At 69.3% G+C, this 16,080-nt stretch carries 17 protein-coding genes and 1 tRNA gene; 13 read left to right on the top strand and 5 right to left on the bottom strand.

The window, feature by feature from the left end:
- The first annotated feature begins 20 nt into the window (after positions 1-20).
- The gene (locus tag ASF76_RS09480; protein WP_055956542.1) at positions 21-767 is read left to right on the top strand and encodes a phosphoglyceromutase; all 747 of its coding nucleotides are present in this window, start codon (positions 21-23) and stop codon (positions 765-767) included.
- A gap of 57 nt (positions 768-824) precedes the next feature.
- Here ASF76_RS09480 and phoU read toward each other — a convergent pair whose 3' ends face one another.
- Entirely contained in the window at positions 825-1,508 is a 684-nt protein-coding gene (phoU, locus tag ASF76_RS09485) for a phosphate signaling complex protein PhoU (protein WP_055956545.1), read from the bottom strand.
- 172 nt (positions 1,509-1,680) lie between these two features.
- Between phoU and ASF76_RS09490 the strand changes: the two genes are divergently transcribed.
- Together ASF76_RS09490 and ASF76_RS09495 are read left to right on the top strand one after the other, a co-directional pair.
- A complete protein-coding gene (locus ASF76_RS09490; RefSeq protein WP_055956548.1) occupies positions 1,681-2,895 on the top strand; it encodes a sensor histidine kinase in 1,215 nt (404 codons plus the stop codon).
- Positions 2,892-3,575 carry a response regulator transcription factor gene (locus tag ASF76_RS09495; protein WP_055956550.1) on the top strand — a complete coding sequence of 228 codons (684 nt, stop codon included), beginning with the start codon at positions 2,892-2,894 and terminating at the stop codon, positions 3,573-3,575. Before ASF76_RS09490 ends, ASF76_RS09495 begins: the two co-directional genes overlap by 4 nt.
- A gap of 71 nt (positions 3,576-3,646) precedes the next feature.
- On the opposite strand, the gene ASF76_RS09500 is transcribed toward ASF76_RS09495, so the two are convergent.
- On the bottom strand, positions 3,647-4,213 hold the full coding sequence (locus ASF76_RS09500) for a hypothetical protein (protein ID WP_055956553.1): 567 nt from the start codon (positions 4,211-4,213) through the stop codon (positions 3,647-3,649).
- 206 nt (positions 4,214-4,419) lie between these two features.
- Here ASF76_RS09500 and ASF76_RS09505 point away from each other — a divergent pair, with 206 nt between their 5' ends.
- Both ASF76_RS09505 and ispD read left to right on the top strand, forming a co-directional pair.
- Complete coding sequence (locus tag ASF76_RS09505) at positions 4,420-4,902, top strand: CarD family transcriptional regulator (RefSeq protein ID WP_055956557.1); 483 nt, start codon at positions 4,420-4,422, stop codon at positions 4,900-4,902.
- Between the two features lie 50 nt (positions 4,903-4,952).
- Positions 4,953-6,152, top strand: a complete 1,200-nt coding sequence (ispD, locus tag ASF76_RS09510; RefSeq protein WP_055956560.1) for a 2-C-methyl-D-erythritol 4-phosphate cytidylyltransferase — start codon at positions 4,953-4,955, stop codon at positions 6,150-6,152.
- On the opposite strand, the gene ASF76_RS09515 is transcribed toward ispD, so the two are convergent.
- Positions 6,149-6,610, bottom strand: coding sequence for a GNAT family N-acetyltransferase (locus ASF76_RS09515; protein ID WP_055956563.1), 462 nt, complete (start codon positions 6,608-6,610; stop codon positions 6,149-6,151). The two genes, ispD and ASF76_RS09515, sit on opposite strands and share 4 nt — an antisense overlap.
- Before the next feature lie 67 nt (positions 6,611-6,677).
- Here ASF76_RS09515 and cysS point away from each other — a divergent pair, with 67 nt between their 5' ends.
- The 3 genes from cysS (at position 6,678) to ASF76_RS09530 (ending at position 9,824) form a co-directional block, all read left to right on the top strand.
- Entirely contained in the window at positions 6,678-8,072 is a 1,395-nt protein-coding gene (cysS, locus tag ASF76_RS09520; protein ID WP_055956565.1) for a cysteine--tRNA ligase, read from the top strand.
- A complete protein-coding gene (rlmB, locus tag ASF76_RS09525) occupies positions 8,065-9,060 on the top strand; it encodes a 23S rRNA (guanosine(2251)-2'-O)-methyltransferase RlmB (RefSeq protein WP_055956568.1) in 996 nt (331 codons plus the stop codon). Before cysS ends, rlmB begins: the two co-directional genes overlap by 8 nt.
- A 122-nt stretch (positions 9,061-9,182) precedes the next feature.
- The gene (locus tag ASF76_RS09530) at positions 9,183-9,824 is read left to right on the top strand and encodes an NAD(P)-dependent oxidoreductase (protein WP_055956570.1); all 642 of its coding nucleotides are present in this window, start codon (positions 9,183-9,185) and stop codon (positions 9,822-9,824) included.
- 62 nt (positions 9,825-9,886) lie between these two features.
- On the opposite strand, the gene ASF76_RS09535 is transcribed toward ASF76_RS09530, so the two are convergent.
- Positions 9,887-11,209, bottom strand: a complete 1,323-nt coding sequence (locus ASF76_RS09535; protein WP_055956573.1) for a DUF4032 domain-containing protein — start codon at positions 11,207-11,209, stop codon at positions 9,887-9,889.
- 78 nt (positions 11,210-11,287) lie between these two features.
- On the bottom strand, positions 11,288-12,391 hold the full coding sequence (locus ASF76_RS09540; RefSeq protein ID WP_055956575.1) for an ABC transporter ATP-binding protein: 1,104 nt from the start codon (positions 12,389-12,391) through the stop codon (positions 11,288-11,290).
- A gap of 212 nt (positions 12,392-12,603) precedes the next feature.
- On the opposite strand from ASF76_RS09540, the gene ASF76_RS09545 reads away from it, so the two are divergent.
- The 5 genes from ASF76_RS09545 (at position 12,604) to ASF76_RS17600 (ending at position 15,969) form a co-directional block, all read left to right on the top strand.
- Positions 12,604-13,551: a DsbA family protein gene (locus ASF76_RS09545; RefSeq protein ID WP_055956578.1), complete on the top strand. Its 948-nt coding sequence runs from the start codon at positions 12,604-12,606 to the stop codon at positions 13,549-13,551.
- A 42-nt stretch (positions 13,552-13,593) separates the two neighbouring features.
- Positions 13,594-13,971, top strand: a complete 378-nt coding sequence (locus ASF76_RS09550) for a hypothetical protein (RefSeq protein WP_055956581.1) — start codon at positions 13,594-13,596, stop codon at positions 13,969-13,971.
- 49 nt (positions 13,972-14,020) lie between these two features.
- Positions 14,021-14,093: transfer RNA gene (locus tag ASF76_RS09555), tRNA-Thr, on the top strand.
- 169 nt (positions 14,094-14,262) lie between these two features.
- On the top strand, positions 14,263-14,595 hold the full coding sequence (locus ASF76_RS09560; protein WP_055956584.1) for a hypothetical protein: 333 nt from the start codon (positions 14,263-14,265) through the stop codon (positions 14,593-14,595).
- A 120-nt stretch (positions 14,596-14,715) separates the two neighbouring features.
- The gene (locus tag ASF76_RS17600; RefSeq protein WP_082484962.1) at positions 14,716-15,969 is read left to right on the top strand and encodes a GDSL-type esterase/lipase family protein; all 1,254 of its coding nucleotides are present in this window, start codon (positions 14,716-14,718) and stop codon (positions 15,967-15,969) included.
- The last annotated feature ends 111 nt before the right edge of the window (positions 15,970-16,080 follow it).

Here is a 16,080-nt window from a genome sequence, read left to right on the forward strand (position 1 = left end):
CGCGTCGATAGCATGGAGTCATGCCTCACACGCTGATCCTCCTCCGCCACGGGCAGAGCGAGTGGAACAAGACCAACCAGTTCACCGGCTGGGTCGACGTGCGACTCACCGACCAGGGCAAGGCCGAGGCGAAGCGCGGCGGTGAACTGCTCGCCGAGTCGGGCGTGCTGCCCGATGTGCTGCACACCTCCGTGCTCAGCCGTGCCATCCAGACGGCGAACATCGCCCTCGATGCGGCCGACCGTCTCTGGATCCCCGTCAAGCGCTCGTGGCGCCTCAACGAGCGTCACTACGGCGCTCTGCAGGGCAAGGACAAGGCGCAGACCCTCGAAGAGTTCGGCAATGATCAGTTCATGCTGTGGCGCCGCTCGTTCGACGTGCCGCCGCCGGCCCTGCCTGCCGACGACCAGTACAGCCAGGTCGGCGACCCCCGCTACGACGGCATCGACGGCGAGGTGCCCGACACCGAGTCGCTGAAGATCGTCATCGACCGCATGCTGCCCTACTGGCACAGCGACATCGTGCCCGACCTCAAGGCCGGCAAGACGGTGCTCGTCACCGCGCACGGCAACTCGCTGCGCGGTCTCGTGAAGCACCTCGAGGGCATCAGCGACGCAGATATCGCCGAGTTGAACATCCCTACGGGCATCCCGCTCGTCTACCGTCTGAACGACGACCTCACGCCGGTCGGACCGGGCGAGTACCTCGACCCCGAGGCCGCCGCGGCCGGCGCCGCGGTCGTGGCCGCGCAGGGCAACAAGCACTGACACCGCACGACGAAGGGGGTGGATGCCGATCGGCATCCACCCCCTTTCCGTTCGTGCTCAGATGGCCGGGCTGGGTTCGTAGGAGATGTCTTCGTCGGCACCGGCCCAGTCCCCGGTCGCCAGGTAGGTGACCTTCTTGGCGACCGACACCGCGTGATCGGCGAAACGCTCGTGATAGCGGCTCGCCAGGGTCGCATCGACCGTCGCGGTCGCCTCGCCCTTCCACGAGTCGCCGAGCACCTTCTCGAAGACGCTCAGGTGCAGTTCGTCGATGTCGTCGTCGGCGTCGCGAATGGCCTCGGCGACGCGCAGATCCTGCGTGCGCAACAGCTCGGCGAGCTTGCGCGCGACCTCGACGTCGAGCTCGCCCATGCGGGTGAACGTCGACTTGAGACCCTTGGGGATCGCGCGCTCCGGGAAGCGCGAGCGGGCGAGCTGGGCGATGTGCTCGGCCATGTCGCCCATGCGCTCGAGCGACGCGCTCACGCGCAGGGCGGTGACGACGATGCGCAGGTCGCGGGCGACCGGCTGCTGGCGGGCCAGGATCTCGATGGCCAGCTCGTCGAGCGCGACGGCCTTCTCGTCGATGATCGCGTCGGCTTCGATGACTTCTTCGGCGAGGGCGACGTCACTCGTGCCGAACGCGCGCGTGGCACGGTCGATCGCGATGGTCACGAGGTCGGCGATCTCGACCAGGCGGTTCTGAACGTCCTCGAGGGACTGGTGGAATACTTCGCGCATGGCGGGTACCTTCCTCGTCGGCGGCACGGCACATAGGTGTCCCGCAACCCTCCGGGATTCTGTCCAGCGAAGGTTAACGAGTGGTGCTGTGACAGTGAATAGTAGCGTCCGCGTGAGTGCGCGCGGGGGTGAACGGCGGGTGAAGCCGCATCGTCACGTTTACGCTGGGGGCATGCAACAACCGCAGCTCGCGCTGCTCTCGCTCTTCGCAGGTCTGTTGATCGGAGCCGCGGTGGTCGGCCTGGTCGTCGCAGCTCTGCGGGCCCGCGATCGTTCTCTGGCCCAGACCTCCGTCGAGGTGCCGGAGGGCGTGGACGCCATGCTCGAGGCGATGGACGACCCTGCTTTCGTGTGCGACACGTCGTCGACCGTCCTGGCGCTCTCGCCCGCCGCTGAGGTGTTCGGCGTTCACACGGGGGAGGTCGTCGCCAGCGACGAACTGAAGCGGGTGGCACGGGTCGCCCGCGACACAGGCGCCTCCGTCGCCGAGAACCTGCGCCTGCGACGCGGTGCCGCCCCCGCGGAGGCCCGGCTCGTCGCCGTGCGGGCGACGCCGATCTCGAACCGGCTCACCCTCGTCGTGCTGCGCGACATCACAGAGCGCGAGCGGGTGGAGGAGATGCGGCGCGATTTCGTGGCCAACACCTCTCACGAGCTGAAGACGCCGGTCGGCGCCGTCAGTCTGCTCGCCGAGGCCATCGAGTCGGCGGCCGACGACCCCGACCAGGTGCGCCACTTCGCCGCGCGCATGCAGGCCGAGGTGGCGCGGCTGAGCGCCCTGGTCAATCGCATCCTGAGCCTGTCGCGTCTGCAGGCGTCCGAAGAGTTGCGCGATGTGCGCGATGTGTCGATCGATGAGGTCGTCACCGCCGCCGTCGAGTCGCACACGGTGCAGGCCGACTCGGCGCAGGTGGTCGTCGTGCGCGGCGGCACGAAGGGTCTGTGGGTGCGCGGCGAGCCCCAGATCCTCACGGAGGCCGTGGGCAACCTCATCGCCAACGCCATCGCCTACTCGCCGCAGGGTTCGAAAGTCGGAGTCGGCATCAAACTCGACGTCGACGTCGTCGAGATCGCCGTCACCGACCGCGGCATCGGCATCCCCGAGAGCGACCAGCACCGGGTGTTCGAGCGGTTCTACCGCGCCGACCAGGCGCGCTCGCGCCGCACGGGCGGCACCGGGCTCGGTCTCTCGATCGTCAAGCACGCCGTTCAGCGCCACGGCGGCGAGGTGCGGCTGTGGTCGCGGCCCGACCGCGGCTCGACCTTCACCATCCGCCTCCCGCTGTCGGAGACCCCGGATCTCGACATCGTCCGTCCGAAGCAGCGTCGCAAGGGCCGTAAGGCGTCTGCCGCGGCTTCCGCTCCCGTGAAAGAGGAAACCGTATGACTCGCGTTCTGATCGTCGAGGACGAGCCCGATCTCGCCGACCCGCTGGCCTACCTGCTGCGCCGTGAAGGCTACGAGGTCGAGATCGCGGAAGACGGCGCCCTCGCGCTGGCCGCTTTCCGCGAGCGCGGTGCCGACATTCTGCTGCTGGATCTCATGCTCCCCGGGATGCCGGGCACCGAGGTCTGTCGGCAGCTGAGGCTGACGTCGCAGGTGCCCATCATCATGCTGACGGCCAAGGACTCCGAGGTCGACATCGTCGTGGGGCTCGAACTCGGCGCCGACGACTACGTCACCAAGCCGTATTCGACGAGGGAGCTGTTGGCGCGCATGCGCGCGGTACTCCGACGACGCACACCCGTCGACGCCGACCTCGACGATCGCGTCCTGGCGGGCGGGCGCGTGGTGCTCGACATCGACCGCCACACCGTCGCGGTCGACGGCGGCGAGATCAACATGCCGCTGAAGGAGTTCGAGCTGCTCGAGGTGCTGATGCGCAACGCGGGACGGGTCCTGACGCGCGGTCAGCTCATCGACCGTGTGTGGGGGACCGATTACTTCGGCGACACCAAGACGCTCGACGTGCACATCAAGCGGATCCGTTCGCGCATCGAGCAGAACCCGAGCGAGCCCAGCATGCTGGTCACCGTCCGCGGCCTGGGGTATCGCTTCGAGGCGTGAGCGAGAGAACGACGAAGGCGCCGACGCGATGCGTCGGCGCCTTCGTCGTCGAAAGGAGAGGGGCGTCGTCCTCAGGTAGAGGGCGTCGGTGTCGCGGTCGGCGTCGGCGTCGCCGTGTTCGTGGGGATCGGCGCGATCGTCACGGTCGCCTCGGGCGTCGGGGCGAGAGGCGCGAGGTACTCGAGGGCACCGTCGAGCACAGGCACCTGCATGAGCGATCCCTGGCCGTCTCCGGACTGAAAGTAGACCGGAACGGTGGAGCCGGGGACGGCGTCGATGTCGTCGAGACGCAACGGCTCCACGTCGTCCGTCAGGTCACCGAGGCTGAGCGTGCGGCCGGCCGGCACGTTCACGGCGGCGCGGACGGCGGAGGAGCCCTCGCCGACCTCGATGCGCAGCACCAGCTGGTCGGTGGTGTCGTTGACGATCGCGGCGACGAGGTTGCCGGTCGTGCCGTCGTCGTTGGCGACGATCAGGGCGTTGCGCACGGACAGAGGGCCGGCGTCGGCGGGGACGTTCACGCCGTCCGAAGCCGAGTAGTCGATGGTGGTCGCCTGCGGAGCGATGAGGTTGCACCCCGTCGTGCCCAGCAGAACAGCGGCACCCAGGGCGACGGACGCGATCAGGCGCGTTTTCACGGATCCTCCAAGATCGACAGACGGCATCCCCCTCATCCTACGGGGTCCCTGGCGCGCGTCCGCCTCGCGCGGTGGGCTCCCCGCGCCGTCCCGCGCACGTGAGGGCATGCGGGGCCCGCGCGCGAGGGGGAGGGGCGCAGGGTGGGCGGAACAATAGCGCATGCGGGCCTGTGGTATCCTGGATGTTGCCGAAAGGACATAACTCCATGCTTTTTGAGGTTGGCGAGACCGTCGTTTATCCGCACCATGGTGCGGCCACGATCATCGAGGTCAAAGAACGCGTCATCAAGGGCGAGACGAAGAAGTATCTGAAGCTCAACGTCACGCAAGGAGACCTCGTCATCGAGGTTCCCGCTGACAACGTCGACCTGGTCGGCGTTCGTGACGTCATCGGCAAAGAGGGTCTCGACCGCGTCTTCGAGGTGCTGCGCGCACCGTTCACCGAGGAGCCGACCAACTGGTCGCGCCGCTACAAGGCGAACCTCGAGAAGCTCGCCTCGGGCGATGTGATCAAGGTGAGCGAGGTCGTCCGCGACCTATGGCGCCGCGATCAGGATCGTGGCCTCTCCGCTGGAGAGAAGCGCATGCTGGCCAAGGCGCGTCAGATCCTCGTCTCCGAGCTCGCGCTGGCCGAGAAGACCGACGAAGACCGCGCGGGCGTCGTCCTCGACGAGGTCCTCGCGTCCTGACGCCGCTCGGTGTGCGATTCCTCCGGGTGTCGTCGCGCTAGCGTGAACGGGTGACTCACGCCCCGGACTCGCGTTTCGCGGTCGTCGTCGTGGCCGCCGGCTCCGGTACCCGTCTTCGCGGCGGAGCACCGAAGGCGTTCGTGGCCGTCGACGATCGATCGATCCTCCACCATGCTCTCCGCGTCGTCTTCCTGGCGCGACCGGCGCAGGTGGTGATCGTCGTTCCCGCGGGCCATGAGGCGGCCGCTCTCGACGTCGCGCGCGACGCCGCCGACGGCGATCCCCGCGCGGTGGATATCGTCTCGGGCGGGACCACCCGTCAGCAGTCCGTCGCGGCCGGGCTCGCCATCCTGCGCGACGACGTCGACACGGTGCTCATCCACGACGCGGCCCGGGCCCTCACCCCGGCCTCGGTGTTCGAGCGCGTGATCGCGCGCATCGCGGCGGGTGCCGTCGCGGTCATCCCCGCCGTGCCGGTCGTCGACACGATCAAACGGGTCGACGCGAACGGCCGTGTGGTGGCCGCCGTCGACCGTAGCGAGTTGGTGGCCGCGCAGACCCCGCAGGCCTTCCGCGTATCGGTCCTGCGTGCGGCTCTGAACGCGGTCGAGGCGGACCACACCGACGACGCGGCCCTGGTGGCCGCGGCCGGGCACGACGTCGTCGTCGTCGACGGCGACGCGGTGGCCTTCAAGATCACCACCACTCCCGACCTCGAGCGCGCACGTGCCCTGCTCGCCGCCGCCCCCCTGGCATCCGTCCCATCCCCGTCGGTCCCGGTGCCGCGGGTGGGCATCGGCACCGACGTGCATGGTTTCGGCGGCGAGGGGACGCTGTGGCTTGCGGGCCTCGAATGGCCGGGGGAGCAGGCCCTGTCGGGGCACTCCGACGGCGATGCGGTGGCGCACGCCATCGTCGACGCCCTCCTGGCGGCGGCGGGACTGGGCGACATCGGCACGCACTTCGGCACCGATCGTCCCGAGTTCGCCGGTGCCCACGCCGAGGCGTTCCTCGCGCACACGGTCGAACTGCTGAGCGCGGCGGGGATGCGGGTCGGAAACGTCTCGGTGCAGGTGCAGGCCAACCGCCCTCGCTTCGCGGCGCGTCGTGTCGAGGCGGAGCGAGTGCTGTCGGCGGCACTGGGGGGAGCGGCGGTGTCGGTCAGCGCGACGACCACCGACGGACTCGGCTTCACCGGACGCACCGAGGGGGTCGCGGCCTTCGCCACGGCCCTGGTCGTGCCGCTCTAGAGTCCGCGGGTCATGAACGTCGACAGCGGGTCCGGCTCGTAGGGCGCGAACGCCTCGCACTCGCGGAATCCCTCGCTCGCATAGAGTCCCCGCGCGGCCGCGAAATCGTCGGTGCTGCCGGTCTCGAGCCACAGGCTCCGGATGCCACGCTCCGCGGCATCCTCCATGATGTGCCGCAGCATGGCCCGGCCGATCCCCTGACCGAGGAAGCGCTCGACGACACGCATCGACTTCAGTTCGGCTCGGTCATGGCCGAGATCCTTGCATGCGCCGATCCCGGCCAGCTCGTCGTCGACCCACGCCGACCAGACCGTGACGCCGTCGGCGCTCAGACGGTCGGCGTCGAGGGCGTGCATGCTCTCGGTCGGGGTGTTCTCGAGCATCCCCGCCAGGTGGGCGGCGACCAGGGCGCGGGTCTCGGCGCCGGTGAGGTCGTCGGGGCGGATGAGCAGGGGCATACCCGCACCGTAGCCGCTGCGTGTTTCCCCCAGGTGTCGCGCACGGAGTGGCCGGTAGGCTTGTGCGGTGACTGTTCGGCTGTACGACTCGAGGGCGCAGGACCTGCGCGACTTCGTCCCTTTCGACCCCTCGAACGTCACCGTCTACGTCTGCGGCCCGACCGTGCAGTCCGGGCCCCACATCGGCCACGTGCGCGCAGCTCTCGCCTTCGACCTGCTGCGCCGGTGGCTCACCCACCGCTTCGGGCGCGTCACCTTCGTGCGCAACGTCACCGACATAGACGACAAGGTGCTCGCGAACGCCACCGACGCCGAGCCCTGGTGGGCGCTCGCATACCGCATGGAGCTCGAATTCTCGCGGGCCTATGCCGCCATCGGCATCCTGCCCCCCACGTACGAACCGCGCGCCACCGCGTCGGTCACCCAGATGCAGGAGCTCATCGCCGAGCTCATCGAGCGCGGCCACGCCTACTCCGCCGCCGGAGACGTCTACTTCGACGTGCGCTCGTGGCCCGCCTACGGCGAGCTCACCCGTCAGAGCCTGGATGCCATGGAGCCCGCGGCCGACGCAGACCCGCGCGGCAAGCGCGACCCGCGCGACTTCGCCCTGTGGAAGGGCAGCAAGCCAGGGGAGCCCGCATCGGCCACCTGGGCCTCGCCCTGGGGAGACGGTCGTCCCGGCTGGCACATCGAGTGCTCGGCGATGTCGCGTCGCTACCTCGGCACGGAGTTCGACATCCACGGCGGCGGGCTCGACCTGCGCTTCCCGCACCACGAGAACGAGATGGCGCAGTCGACCGCTGCGGGTGACGCCTTCGCCCGCTATTGGGTGCACAACGGCCTCGTCACCGTCGACGGGCAGAAGATGTCGAAGTCGCTCGGCAATTTCACCCTCGCCGCCGATGTGCTCGCGGAACACGACCCGGTGGTCGTGCGGTACGCCCTCGCCGCCGCGCACTACCGCTCCAGCCTCGACGTGTCCGACCGCGGGTTCGCCGAGGCGGCCAGCGCGCTCGAGCGGATCGCGACCTTTCGTCAGCGCGTGCTGCGGTCCTCCGGCGCGGATCCGCTCGTGCTCGTGCCGGGCGACGTCCCCGCCGCATTCGCCTCAGCCCTGGACGACGACCTCGGGGTCCCCCAGGCTCTGGCAGCACTGCACGACACGGTGCGTGCGGGAAACGTCGCCATCGACGCGGGAGACACCGACGCCGCGATCGCCGCTCATCGCTCGGTCGGCGCGATGCTCGGCATCCTGGGACTGGACGCCTCCGAGCCCACGGTCGCGAGCGCGTCGTCCGACGCGACCCTCGACGCCCTCCTGCAGGAGATGATCGCGCAGCGCACCCGCGCTCGCGCGGAGAAGGACTGGGCGGCCGCCGATCGCATCCGCGATGCCGTCGCCGCCGCCGGAATCACGCTGGAGGACACTCCGGCCGGAACACATTGGAGTATCGATGCCTAAGCCTGGACGCCCCGGAGCACGCAACCCCGGCAAGAAGAAAGGCCCCCTGAAGGGCACCGGCGGGCACGTCCGCAAGGCGCTCGAGGGTCGGGGTCCCACCCCCAAGGCCGAAGACCGTGCCTGGCACCCCGCCGGCAAGCGCAAGGCTGCCGAGGAGCGCTACGCCGCCGCCGGCGGCAAGGGTCGGCCCGGCGTGCGCGCGGTCGGCAACCCCAACCGCAAGAGCCCCAAGGCGGCCGACGACACCGAGACGGTCACCGGCCGCAACTCGGTGCTCGAGGCGCTGCGCGCGAAGATCCCCGCCACGGCGATGTACATCGCTCAGCGCGTCGAGATGGACGACCGCGTCAAAGAGATGCTGTCGATGGCGACGAACCGCGGCATCCCGGTGCTCGAGGTCACCCGTCCCGAGCTCGACCGCATGGCCGGGTTCGACGGCGTGCACCAGGGCGTCGCGCTGAAGGTTCCGCCGTACTCCTACGCGCACCCGCAAGACCTTCTCGAGCAGATCATCGACCGCGGCGAGGTGCCGCTGCTGGTGGCGCTCGACGGCGTGACCGACCCGCGCAACCTCGGCGCGATCATCCGCTCCACGGGCGCCTTCGGCGGTCAGGGGCTCATCATTCCGCAGCGTCGCTCGGCGAGCGTCAACTCCGCCGCCTGGAAGACCAGCGCGGGAGCTGCCGCCCGCATCCCCGTGGCGCTGGCGGCCAACCTCACGGCGACGCTGAAGGAGTTCAAGAAGCAGGGCGTTTTCGTCCTGGGCCTCGATGGCGACGGCGACGTATCGCTGCCCTCGCTTGAGCTCGCCGACCGTCCGGTCCTGATCGTCGTCGGTTCCGAGGGCAAGGGCCTGTCGCGCCTCGTCACCGAGACGTGCGACCAGGTCGTGTCGATCCCCATTACGGCCGCCACCGAGTCGCTCAACGCCGGCATCGCGGCATCCGTCGCCCTCTACCAGGTGTCGACGCTGCGCGCCGCCGGGTGACGCGCCCGACCCTGCTCTGAAAGCGGGGAGAACCTCCGGCGTCGCGTTGCCGAGCCGTGCTGAACGCGGCACGCTGGACGACGACGAGGTCTGCTCCCCGCACGACCGACGAAAGGAACGCCATGCCCCGCATCGCCGTCATCGGAGGCACCGGCTACGCCGGTAGCCACATCGTGACCGAGGCCGTCCGTCGCGGCCACACGGTCGTGTCGATCGCCCGCTCCGTCCCCGCCGAGCGCATCGACGGAGCCACGTACATCGAGGGCACCGTCCTCGACGTGCCGGGTCTGGTCGCCCAGCTCGAAGGCGTCGACGTGGTGGTCTCGGCCGTCGCCCCGCGCGGCGACATGGAGGGCAAGCTGCGCCCCGCCATCACCGAGCTCGTCACCGCGCTGCCCGAGGACGTCCGTCTGGGCGTCGTCGGTGGGGCGGGCGGTTCGCTCGCCGCCGAGGGAGGCCCGCGCCTGATCGACACCGACGGCTTCGCGGAGGAGTACAAGCCCGAGGCCCGTGAGGCCATCGGCATCCTCGAAGACCTGCAGGCCGACGACACCGGCCGCGACTGGTTCTACGTGCACCCCGCCGGCGGGTTCGGCTCCTGGGCGCCGGGGGAGCGCACCGGGTCCTACCGAGACGGCGGCGACGTGCTCGTCGTCGACGACAACGGCGACTCCTTCATCGGCGGCGCCGATTTCGCCGTCGCCGTCCTCGACGAGATCGAAGAACCGAAGCACACCCGCGAGCGGTTCACCGTCGGGTACTGACCCCGCGTACGACAGAGGCCGTGGCATCCCGGATCGACTCCGGATGCCACGGCCTCCGTCGCTCAGACCAGGTCGCGCCAGTCGACGAGGTCGGTGTCGGTCGTCGGCACCTCACCCGTGGCGGGGGCGTCGGCGTCGGACACGGTGGGGAGCGACATGGTGTCGGTCGGCGGACCCATCACGGTCGCCTCGTCGCGGCGGTGGCGCAGCACGTCGTCGATGTAGGAACTCACGACCTCGGCCAGCGGAACCGAGCGACCTCGCGCCTGCGACATGTACCACCTGTGCTCGAGCACCTGATGGAACACCTCCGCCGGCTCGAGCTTGGCCCGCAGGTCCCACGGGATGGCCATCACGATGGGCTCGAACACGCGGGTGAGCCACTCGTGCGCGACCATCTCCTCATCGGCGCCGAGGCGCGAGACGCGTGCGCGGAACTCGTCGAGGTCGTTGAGCAGGCGGCGGGCCTGGTTCTCTTCGACGTCCAGCCCCGTGAGGCGCAGCAGGCGGCGCTGGTGGTGCCCGGCGTCCACGACCTTCGGCTGAATCGACACCTGCGTGCCGTCGCTCGCCGTGCGGATCGACATCTCGCCGATGTCGAAGCCGAGGGCGTTGAGCCGGTGCACGCGCTCGGTGAGGCGCCAGGACTCATCGACCGCGAAGGACTCCTTGTCGGTGAGCGCACCCCACAGCGAGTGGTACGACGACACCAGCCCGTCGGCGATGGCGATGGCGTCCACTCCGCCCTCGAGTCTTCCGCCCGCCTCGAGGTCCATGATCTCGCCGGCGATGTTGGTGCGCGCGATGTCCAGGTCGTGGGCGCGCTGGCCGGGGGTCAGGCGATTGCCGTGCAGTTCACCGGTCTCGGCGTCGACGAGGTAGGCGGCGAACTCACCCGCGTCGCGGCGGAACAGGGTGTTCGACAGCGACACGTCACCCCAGTAGAACCCCACGTTGTGCAGACGCACGAGCAGCACGGCGAGGGCGTCGACGAGGCGTGTGGCGGTGTGGGGTCGCAGCACCTGTGTGAACAGCGCGCGGTAGGGGAGCGAGAACCGCAGATGCGCGGTGACGAGGGCCGCGGGCAGCGGACGGCCCGACGCATCGGTGCGCCCGGCGATCACGGCGATCCGGTCGACGCAGGGGGCCGCGAGGCGGTCGAGGTTGCCGAGCATGTCGTACTCGCGCCGCGCCATCTCCTCGGTCGTCTCCTTGATGGCGACGACGCGGCCGGAGAGGGTGGCGAAGCGCACGAGGTGACGCGAGATGCCCTTCGGAAGCGCCACGATGTGGCTGCTCGGCCACTCGCCGAGTCCGGTCGACCACGGCAGCTGCAGGAGCCCCGGATCGACGGCGCTGGCCGTGATGCTGAGGGATTCGGACACGGGAACCTCCGGGAAACAGTGCGGCGCGCCCCCGCCCGAACGAATCGGGACCGGGGACGCGCCGCGTCGGTGCGTGGGTCAGGCCGAAGCGATGGCCCGGTCGGTCAGGCGGTCGCCGGACTCGAGGTCGAACACGTGGATGTGTCCGGGGACCGGAGCCAGCACGACCGTCTCGCCCGCGTTGGGGTGACGACGACCGTCGACGCGTGCGACCAGGTCGGTGCGCTTGCCGTTGATCTCGGTGTGACCGTAGAGGTAGCCGTCGGCGCCGAGCTCTTCGACGAGGTCGACGACGACCTTGAGGCCACGGCCGTCGGCCGGGGCGACCTGGATGTCTTCGGGACGGACACCGATGGTGACCTCGGAGCCGTGCGCCTTGCCGATCGTGTCGGCCTCGACAGCGACGACCATGTCGCCGAAGCGGACGCCGCCCTCGGCCAGGTCGGCCGTGAAGAGGTTCATCGCGGGCGAGCCGATGAAGCCGGCGACGAAGACGTTCTTCGGGGTCTCGTACAGGTCGCGCGGGGTGCCGACCTGCTGGAGGAGGCCGTCCTTGAGGACGGCGATGCGGTCTCCCATGGTGAGGGCCTCGGTCTGGTCGTGCGTGACGTAGACCGTGGTGACGCCCAGGCGACGCTGCAGCGACGCGATCTGGGTACGCGTCTGCACACGGAGCTTCGCGTCGAGGTTCGACAGCGGCTCGTCCATGAGGAACACCTGGGGCTGGCGGACGATCGCGCGGCCCATCGCGACGCGCTGACGCTGACCACCCGAGAGGGCCTTCGGCTTGCGCGTGAGGTACTGCTCGAGGTCGAGGAGCTTGGCGGCCTCGAGCACGCGGGCGGCGCGGTCTTCTTTGCCGATGCCGGCGATCTTGAGCGCGAAGCCCATGTTCTCGGCGACGGTCATGTGCGGGTACAGCGCGTAGTTCTGGAAGACCATCGCGATGTCGCGGTCTTTCGGGGGCACGTCGGTGACGTCGCGGTCACCGATCAGGATGCGGCCGGAGTTGACCTCTTCGAGGCCGGCGAGCATGCGCAGCGACGTGGACTTACCGCAGCCGGAGGGGCCGACGAGGACGAGGAACTCGCCGTCTGCGACGTCGAGGCTCAGCTTGTCGACGGCGGCGCGGGTTCCGCCGGGGTACAGACGGGTTGCGTTGTCAAAGGTGACGGACGCCATTTCTTCTTCTCCTTCACCGGCAGGTACGTGCCGGACGATCCGTAGTGAATGGAATGAGCGGGGGCGACCCCGTGCGGGCGACAGTGCACGCAGGGTCAGTATGGCACGTGTCTGGTCATTTCTCAGCCAGCGTGGCTACCATCGGTGCTCGTTCGCCCACCCGTGCGAACCCCCTCGTTTCATGCGGCGATCACCCGCGTCCGGAAGGTTTCATGTCCCACGACCCCTCAGCGAATGCGCCCGCCGAACGCGACCGTCGCGAGGCGGTGCGCGAGAAGGCGCAGCAGGTCAAGGCGAAGCAGACGCGCTGGCGCATCGCGCGGCGCTCCGCCATCGCCGTCGGCGCCGTCGCGGTGATCGGCATCGGCGCCGTGGGCGTCTCGGCCGCGCTGAACTCGCGCGAAGACCGCTCGCAGGCGCTTCCGGATGCCGCCAGCGACGACGGATTCCTCGTCACCAGCGCACCACAGGTGGCGAACCCGCTCGCCGACCAGACCGTCGACGGCACGGCCGCGACCATGGCGGCCGAGGCCGCCCCGACCGCGGAGCCCACTCCCGAGCCGACATCGACGGCCGCGCCCGTCGACATCCGCGTCTACGTCGACTACCTCTCCACGGAGGCGCGGGAGTTCCAGTCCGCCAACGCGACGCAGTTGTCGAAGTGGGTGGGCGACGACGCCGCCACCCTCACCTACTACCCGGTGGCGATGCTCACCTCGAAGTCGAACGGCACGAAGTACAGCCTGCGCGCCGCCGGAGCCGCCGCGTGCGTGGCGACCCACGCGTCGGACCGCTTCTTCGCCTTCAATCACGAGCTGCTCACCACCCAGCCCGCCGTCGACACCGACGGGTACAGCGACCAGCAGCTGGCGGACATGGCTCAGGGCGCGGGCGTGAGCGACGTCGCGACCGTGCGGTCGTGCATCGAGGACGAGACGTACACCGCCTGGGCCAAGGCCGCCACCGATCGCGCGATCAAGGGATTGCCCGGCACGGACGGACAGGCACTCACCTCCACCGCCACCGTGCTGGTGAACGGCACGCCGTACGTCGGCAATATGGATGACGCGAAGGAGTTCGCGCAGTTCGTGCTGACCGTCGACAGCAACGCGTACTACTCCACCGCCACCCCGGTGCCGTCGACCACGCCCGCGGGCTGAACCGACCTCTCGGTGGAGCCGGCGGTGTGCGATTCTGGTGTCATGAATGAGGAGATCGAGGACTCCCCGCCGCGGCGGTCCCGTGATCAGCTGAAGATCTGGGTGCAGGAGTTCCGCAATCAGGGGCACCTGGTCGCGGGGAAGATCAAAGTCGTCGACCAAGAGGACGCGGACGGCCAGGACACGGGTCTCGTCGTCGTCAGTCTGTCGAACGCGAATGCGTCGATCTACATGCAGCCCCGGGGCTACGACGAGCCGCTGTGGGAAGCGACGCTCAGCGCCCGCCCCGACGATCTGACGCTCACGCCGCACGAGATGGCCAGCCTCGCGGCCGAGCTCGTCATCGCCGGAAACCTCTGCTCGTTCCTGCAGTTCAAGTCCCTCGACTGGGATCGCCGCAGCGGCAAGCACAACGAGTGATACGGCCCACCGCCTAGACTCGTCCTCCGAGACGCCCGCGGCGTCTCACGCCGGCTTGGCGCAATTGGTAGCGCACCGTACTTGTAATACGGGGGTTGCAGGTTCAAGTCCTGTAGCCGGCACGTCATTCCGGGGATCGCACGCGGTCTTCGCCACCGGATGGTCTCTGATCCATCGGAAACCCATCGCTTTCAGCCCACGCGACCTAGACGTTCATCGGCGTTCGCGTCACGGCGACGCCGCAGCCCCCTCTGGGTACCGGTGTGGGCGGTGGGCGCATAGCCTGACCGCATGTCCCGCCCGCTGCACCCCGACGTCGCGCTCGGGGTGCACCTCAGCGCGATCTGCTCCCGCAACCGGTACACGAGCGACCCGGCGCCCGTGATCGCCAAGCTGCTCGCGGTCGCCGGCGACCGGGGTGACGTGCTCGCGTTCGAGGTGGGCCGGTGGGCGGAGTACTACGACGACAAGCACACCGCGGTGCTGGTGGCCGCGATCGTCGACGGCATCCCGTGCGCCGCAGAGTGGACCCACGAAGGGCGCGCGCGTCGGGGAGCGCCGTCGCACGGGACTACGGGATCTGGTCCGTCCTACGTTCCCCTCAGGCGGTCGAAGCTGCGTTGAGGGCGCGTGCGGCGTGCGCGCGTCAATTTGACGTAGACGCGTGATCCGCGGTTGGCTCCACCTGGGGGCGCGACAACGCGACCTCAGGCGTGTTCGAAACCAAACTGGGGGCATCTCACCATGAAGATCAATTCACAACGATCGACGGTCCACCGACGATGGCGTGGGGCGCTGGGTGCCGGGGTGGGCGCTGTGGCGCTTCTCGCTGGTCTTCTCACGGCCGCGCCGTCGCAGGCTGCGGGAACGCAGTCGCTTCTTGCGCTGGGCGACTCCATCACCCGAGGCAACGCCTCGTGCGGCTATGCGCGTGACTGCGTGCCGAACAACTGGGCCACAGGAACGAACACCGCGGTCAACTCGATCGCGGCACGCCTGAGGGCGTCAGACCCGTCGACCACGGTTACGACCGATAACTATGCGAAGTCAGGCCTTCTCATCACGGGCGTGGCAGCACGTATCGATGCCGCGATTGCCGCTGGCGTCGACCCGGACATCGTGACCCTCCTCATCGGCGGCAACGACTTGTGCAACCCGGACAACGGCGTGAAAGGCGACACGTACACGATGACGACGGTGCCCGGTTTCACCTCCGCCGCCACGGGCATCATGAACAAGATCGCCGCGGCCTGGCCCCAGGCCACCGTGCTCGTCGCATCGGTGCCGAACGTCGCCTCGGAATGGAACAACGTCAAGTCCACCGACGGCGCCGCCATCTGGGCATCGCAAGGCTTCTGCCGAACCACTCGAGGTGTCGACGCAAACGGTAACCAGCTAACCGGCACCGCCTACACCAACTCTGTCGCCGCGGCCGCGGCGCGCGCCACCGACTACAACAGCGCTCTCGCCTCCGCATGCGCCGCAGCGGCGAACGACTGCGTCTGGGACGGTGGAGCGGTCTCGCGCATGCCTATTCCGCTGAGTGATCTCAACACCGACGTCGACTACTTTCACCCGAACGCAACCGGGCAAGCAAAAATCGCCGCGACCACATGGAACGCGTGGGGTCTCCCGCTGACCGGCACCGCACCCACCCCGACGCCCACTCCCACGCGGACCCCGACCCCGACCCCAACTCCCACATCATCGCCCGACACAGTCGCTCCCTCCGTGCGGATCACGTCCCCCGCGACCGGAACGACAGCCGGGGCAAGCGTGACATTCATCGCATCCGCCACCGACAACGTCGCCGTCACCCGCGTCAGCTTCTGGAGCGGCTCCACCAAGCTGGGCGACGCCACCAAAGCGAGCGACGGGTCCTGGCGTCTGACCGTGTCCACCTCGGCCTACCCCGCCGGTACCTACAGCATCACAGCCCGCGCCTCCGACGCCGCCGGAAACGAAGGCCGCAGCACAGCCATCACCATCACGCGATAAGCACCTGACAGAAACGCTCTCGCCTCGGCGGGGGCACCGGGTCGCTGCGGTGCAATACGGAAGGGCTCGAGATGCCAACGCATCTCGGGTCCTTCCGCCGCTTCAGAACCC

Origin of the sequence: Microbacterium sp. Leaf151 (assembly GCF_001424225.1) — a bacterium.
Taxonomy (GTDB): domain Bacteria; phylum Actinomycetota; class Actinomycetes; order Actinomycetales; family Microbacteriaceae; genus Microbacterium.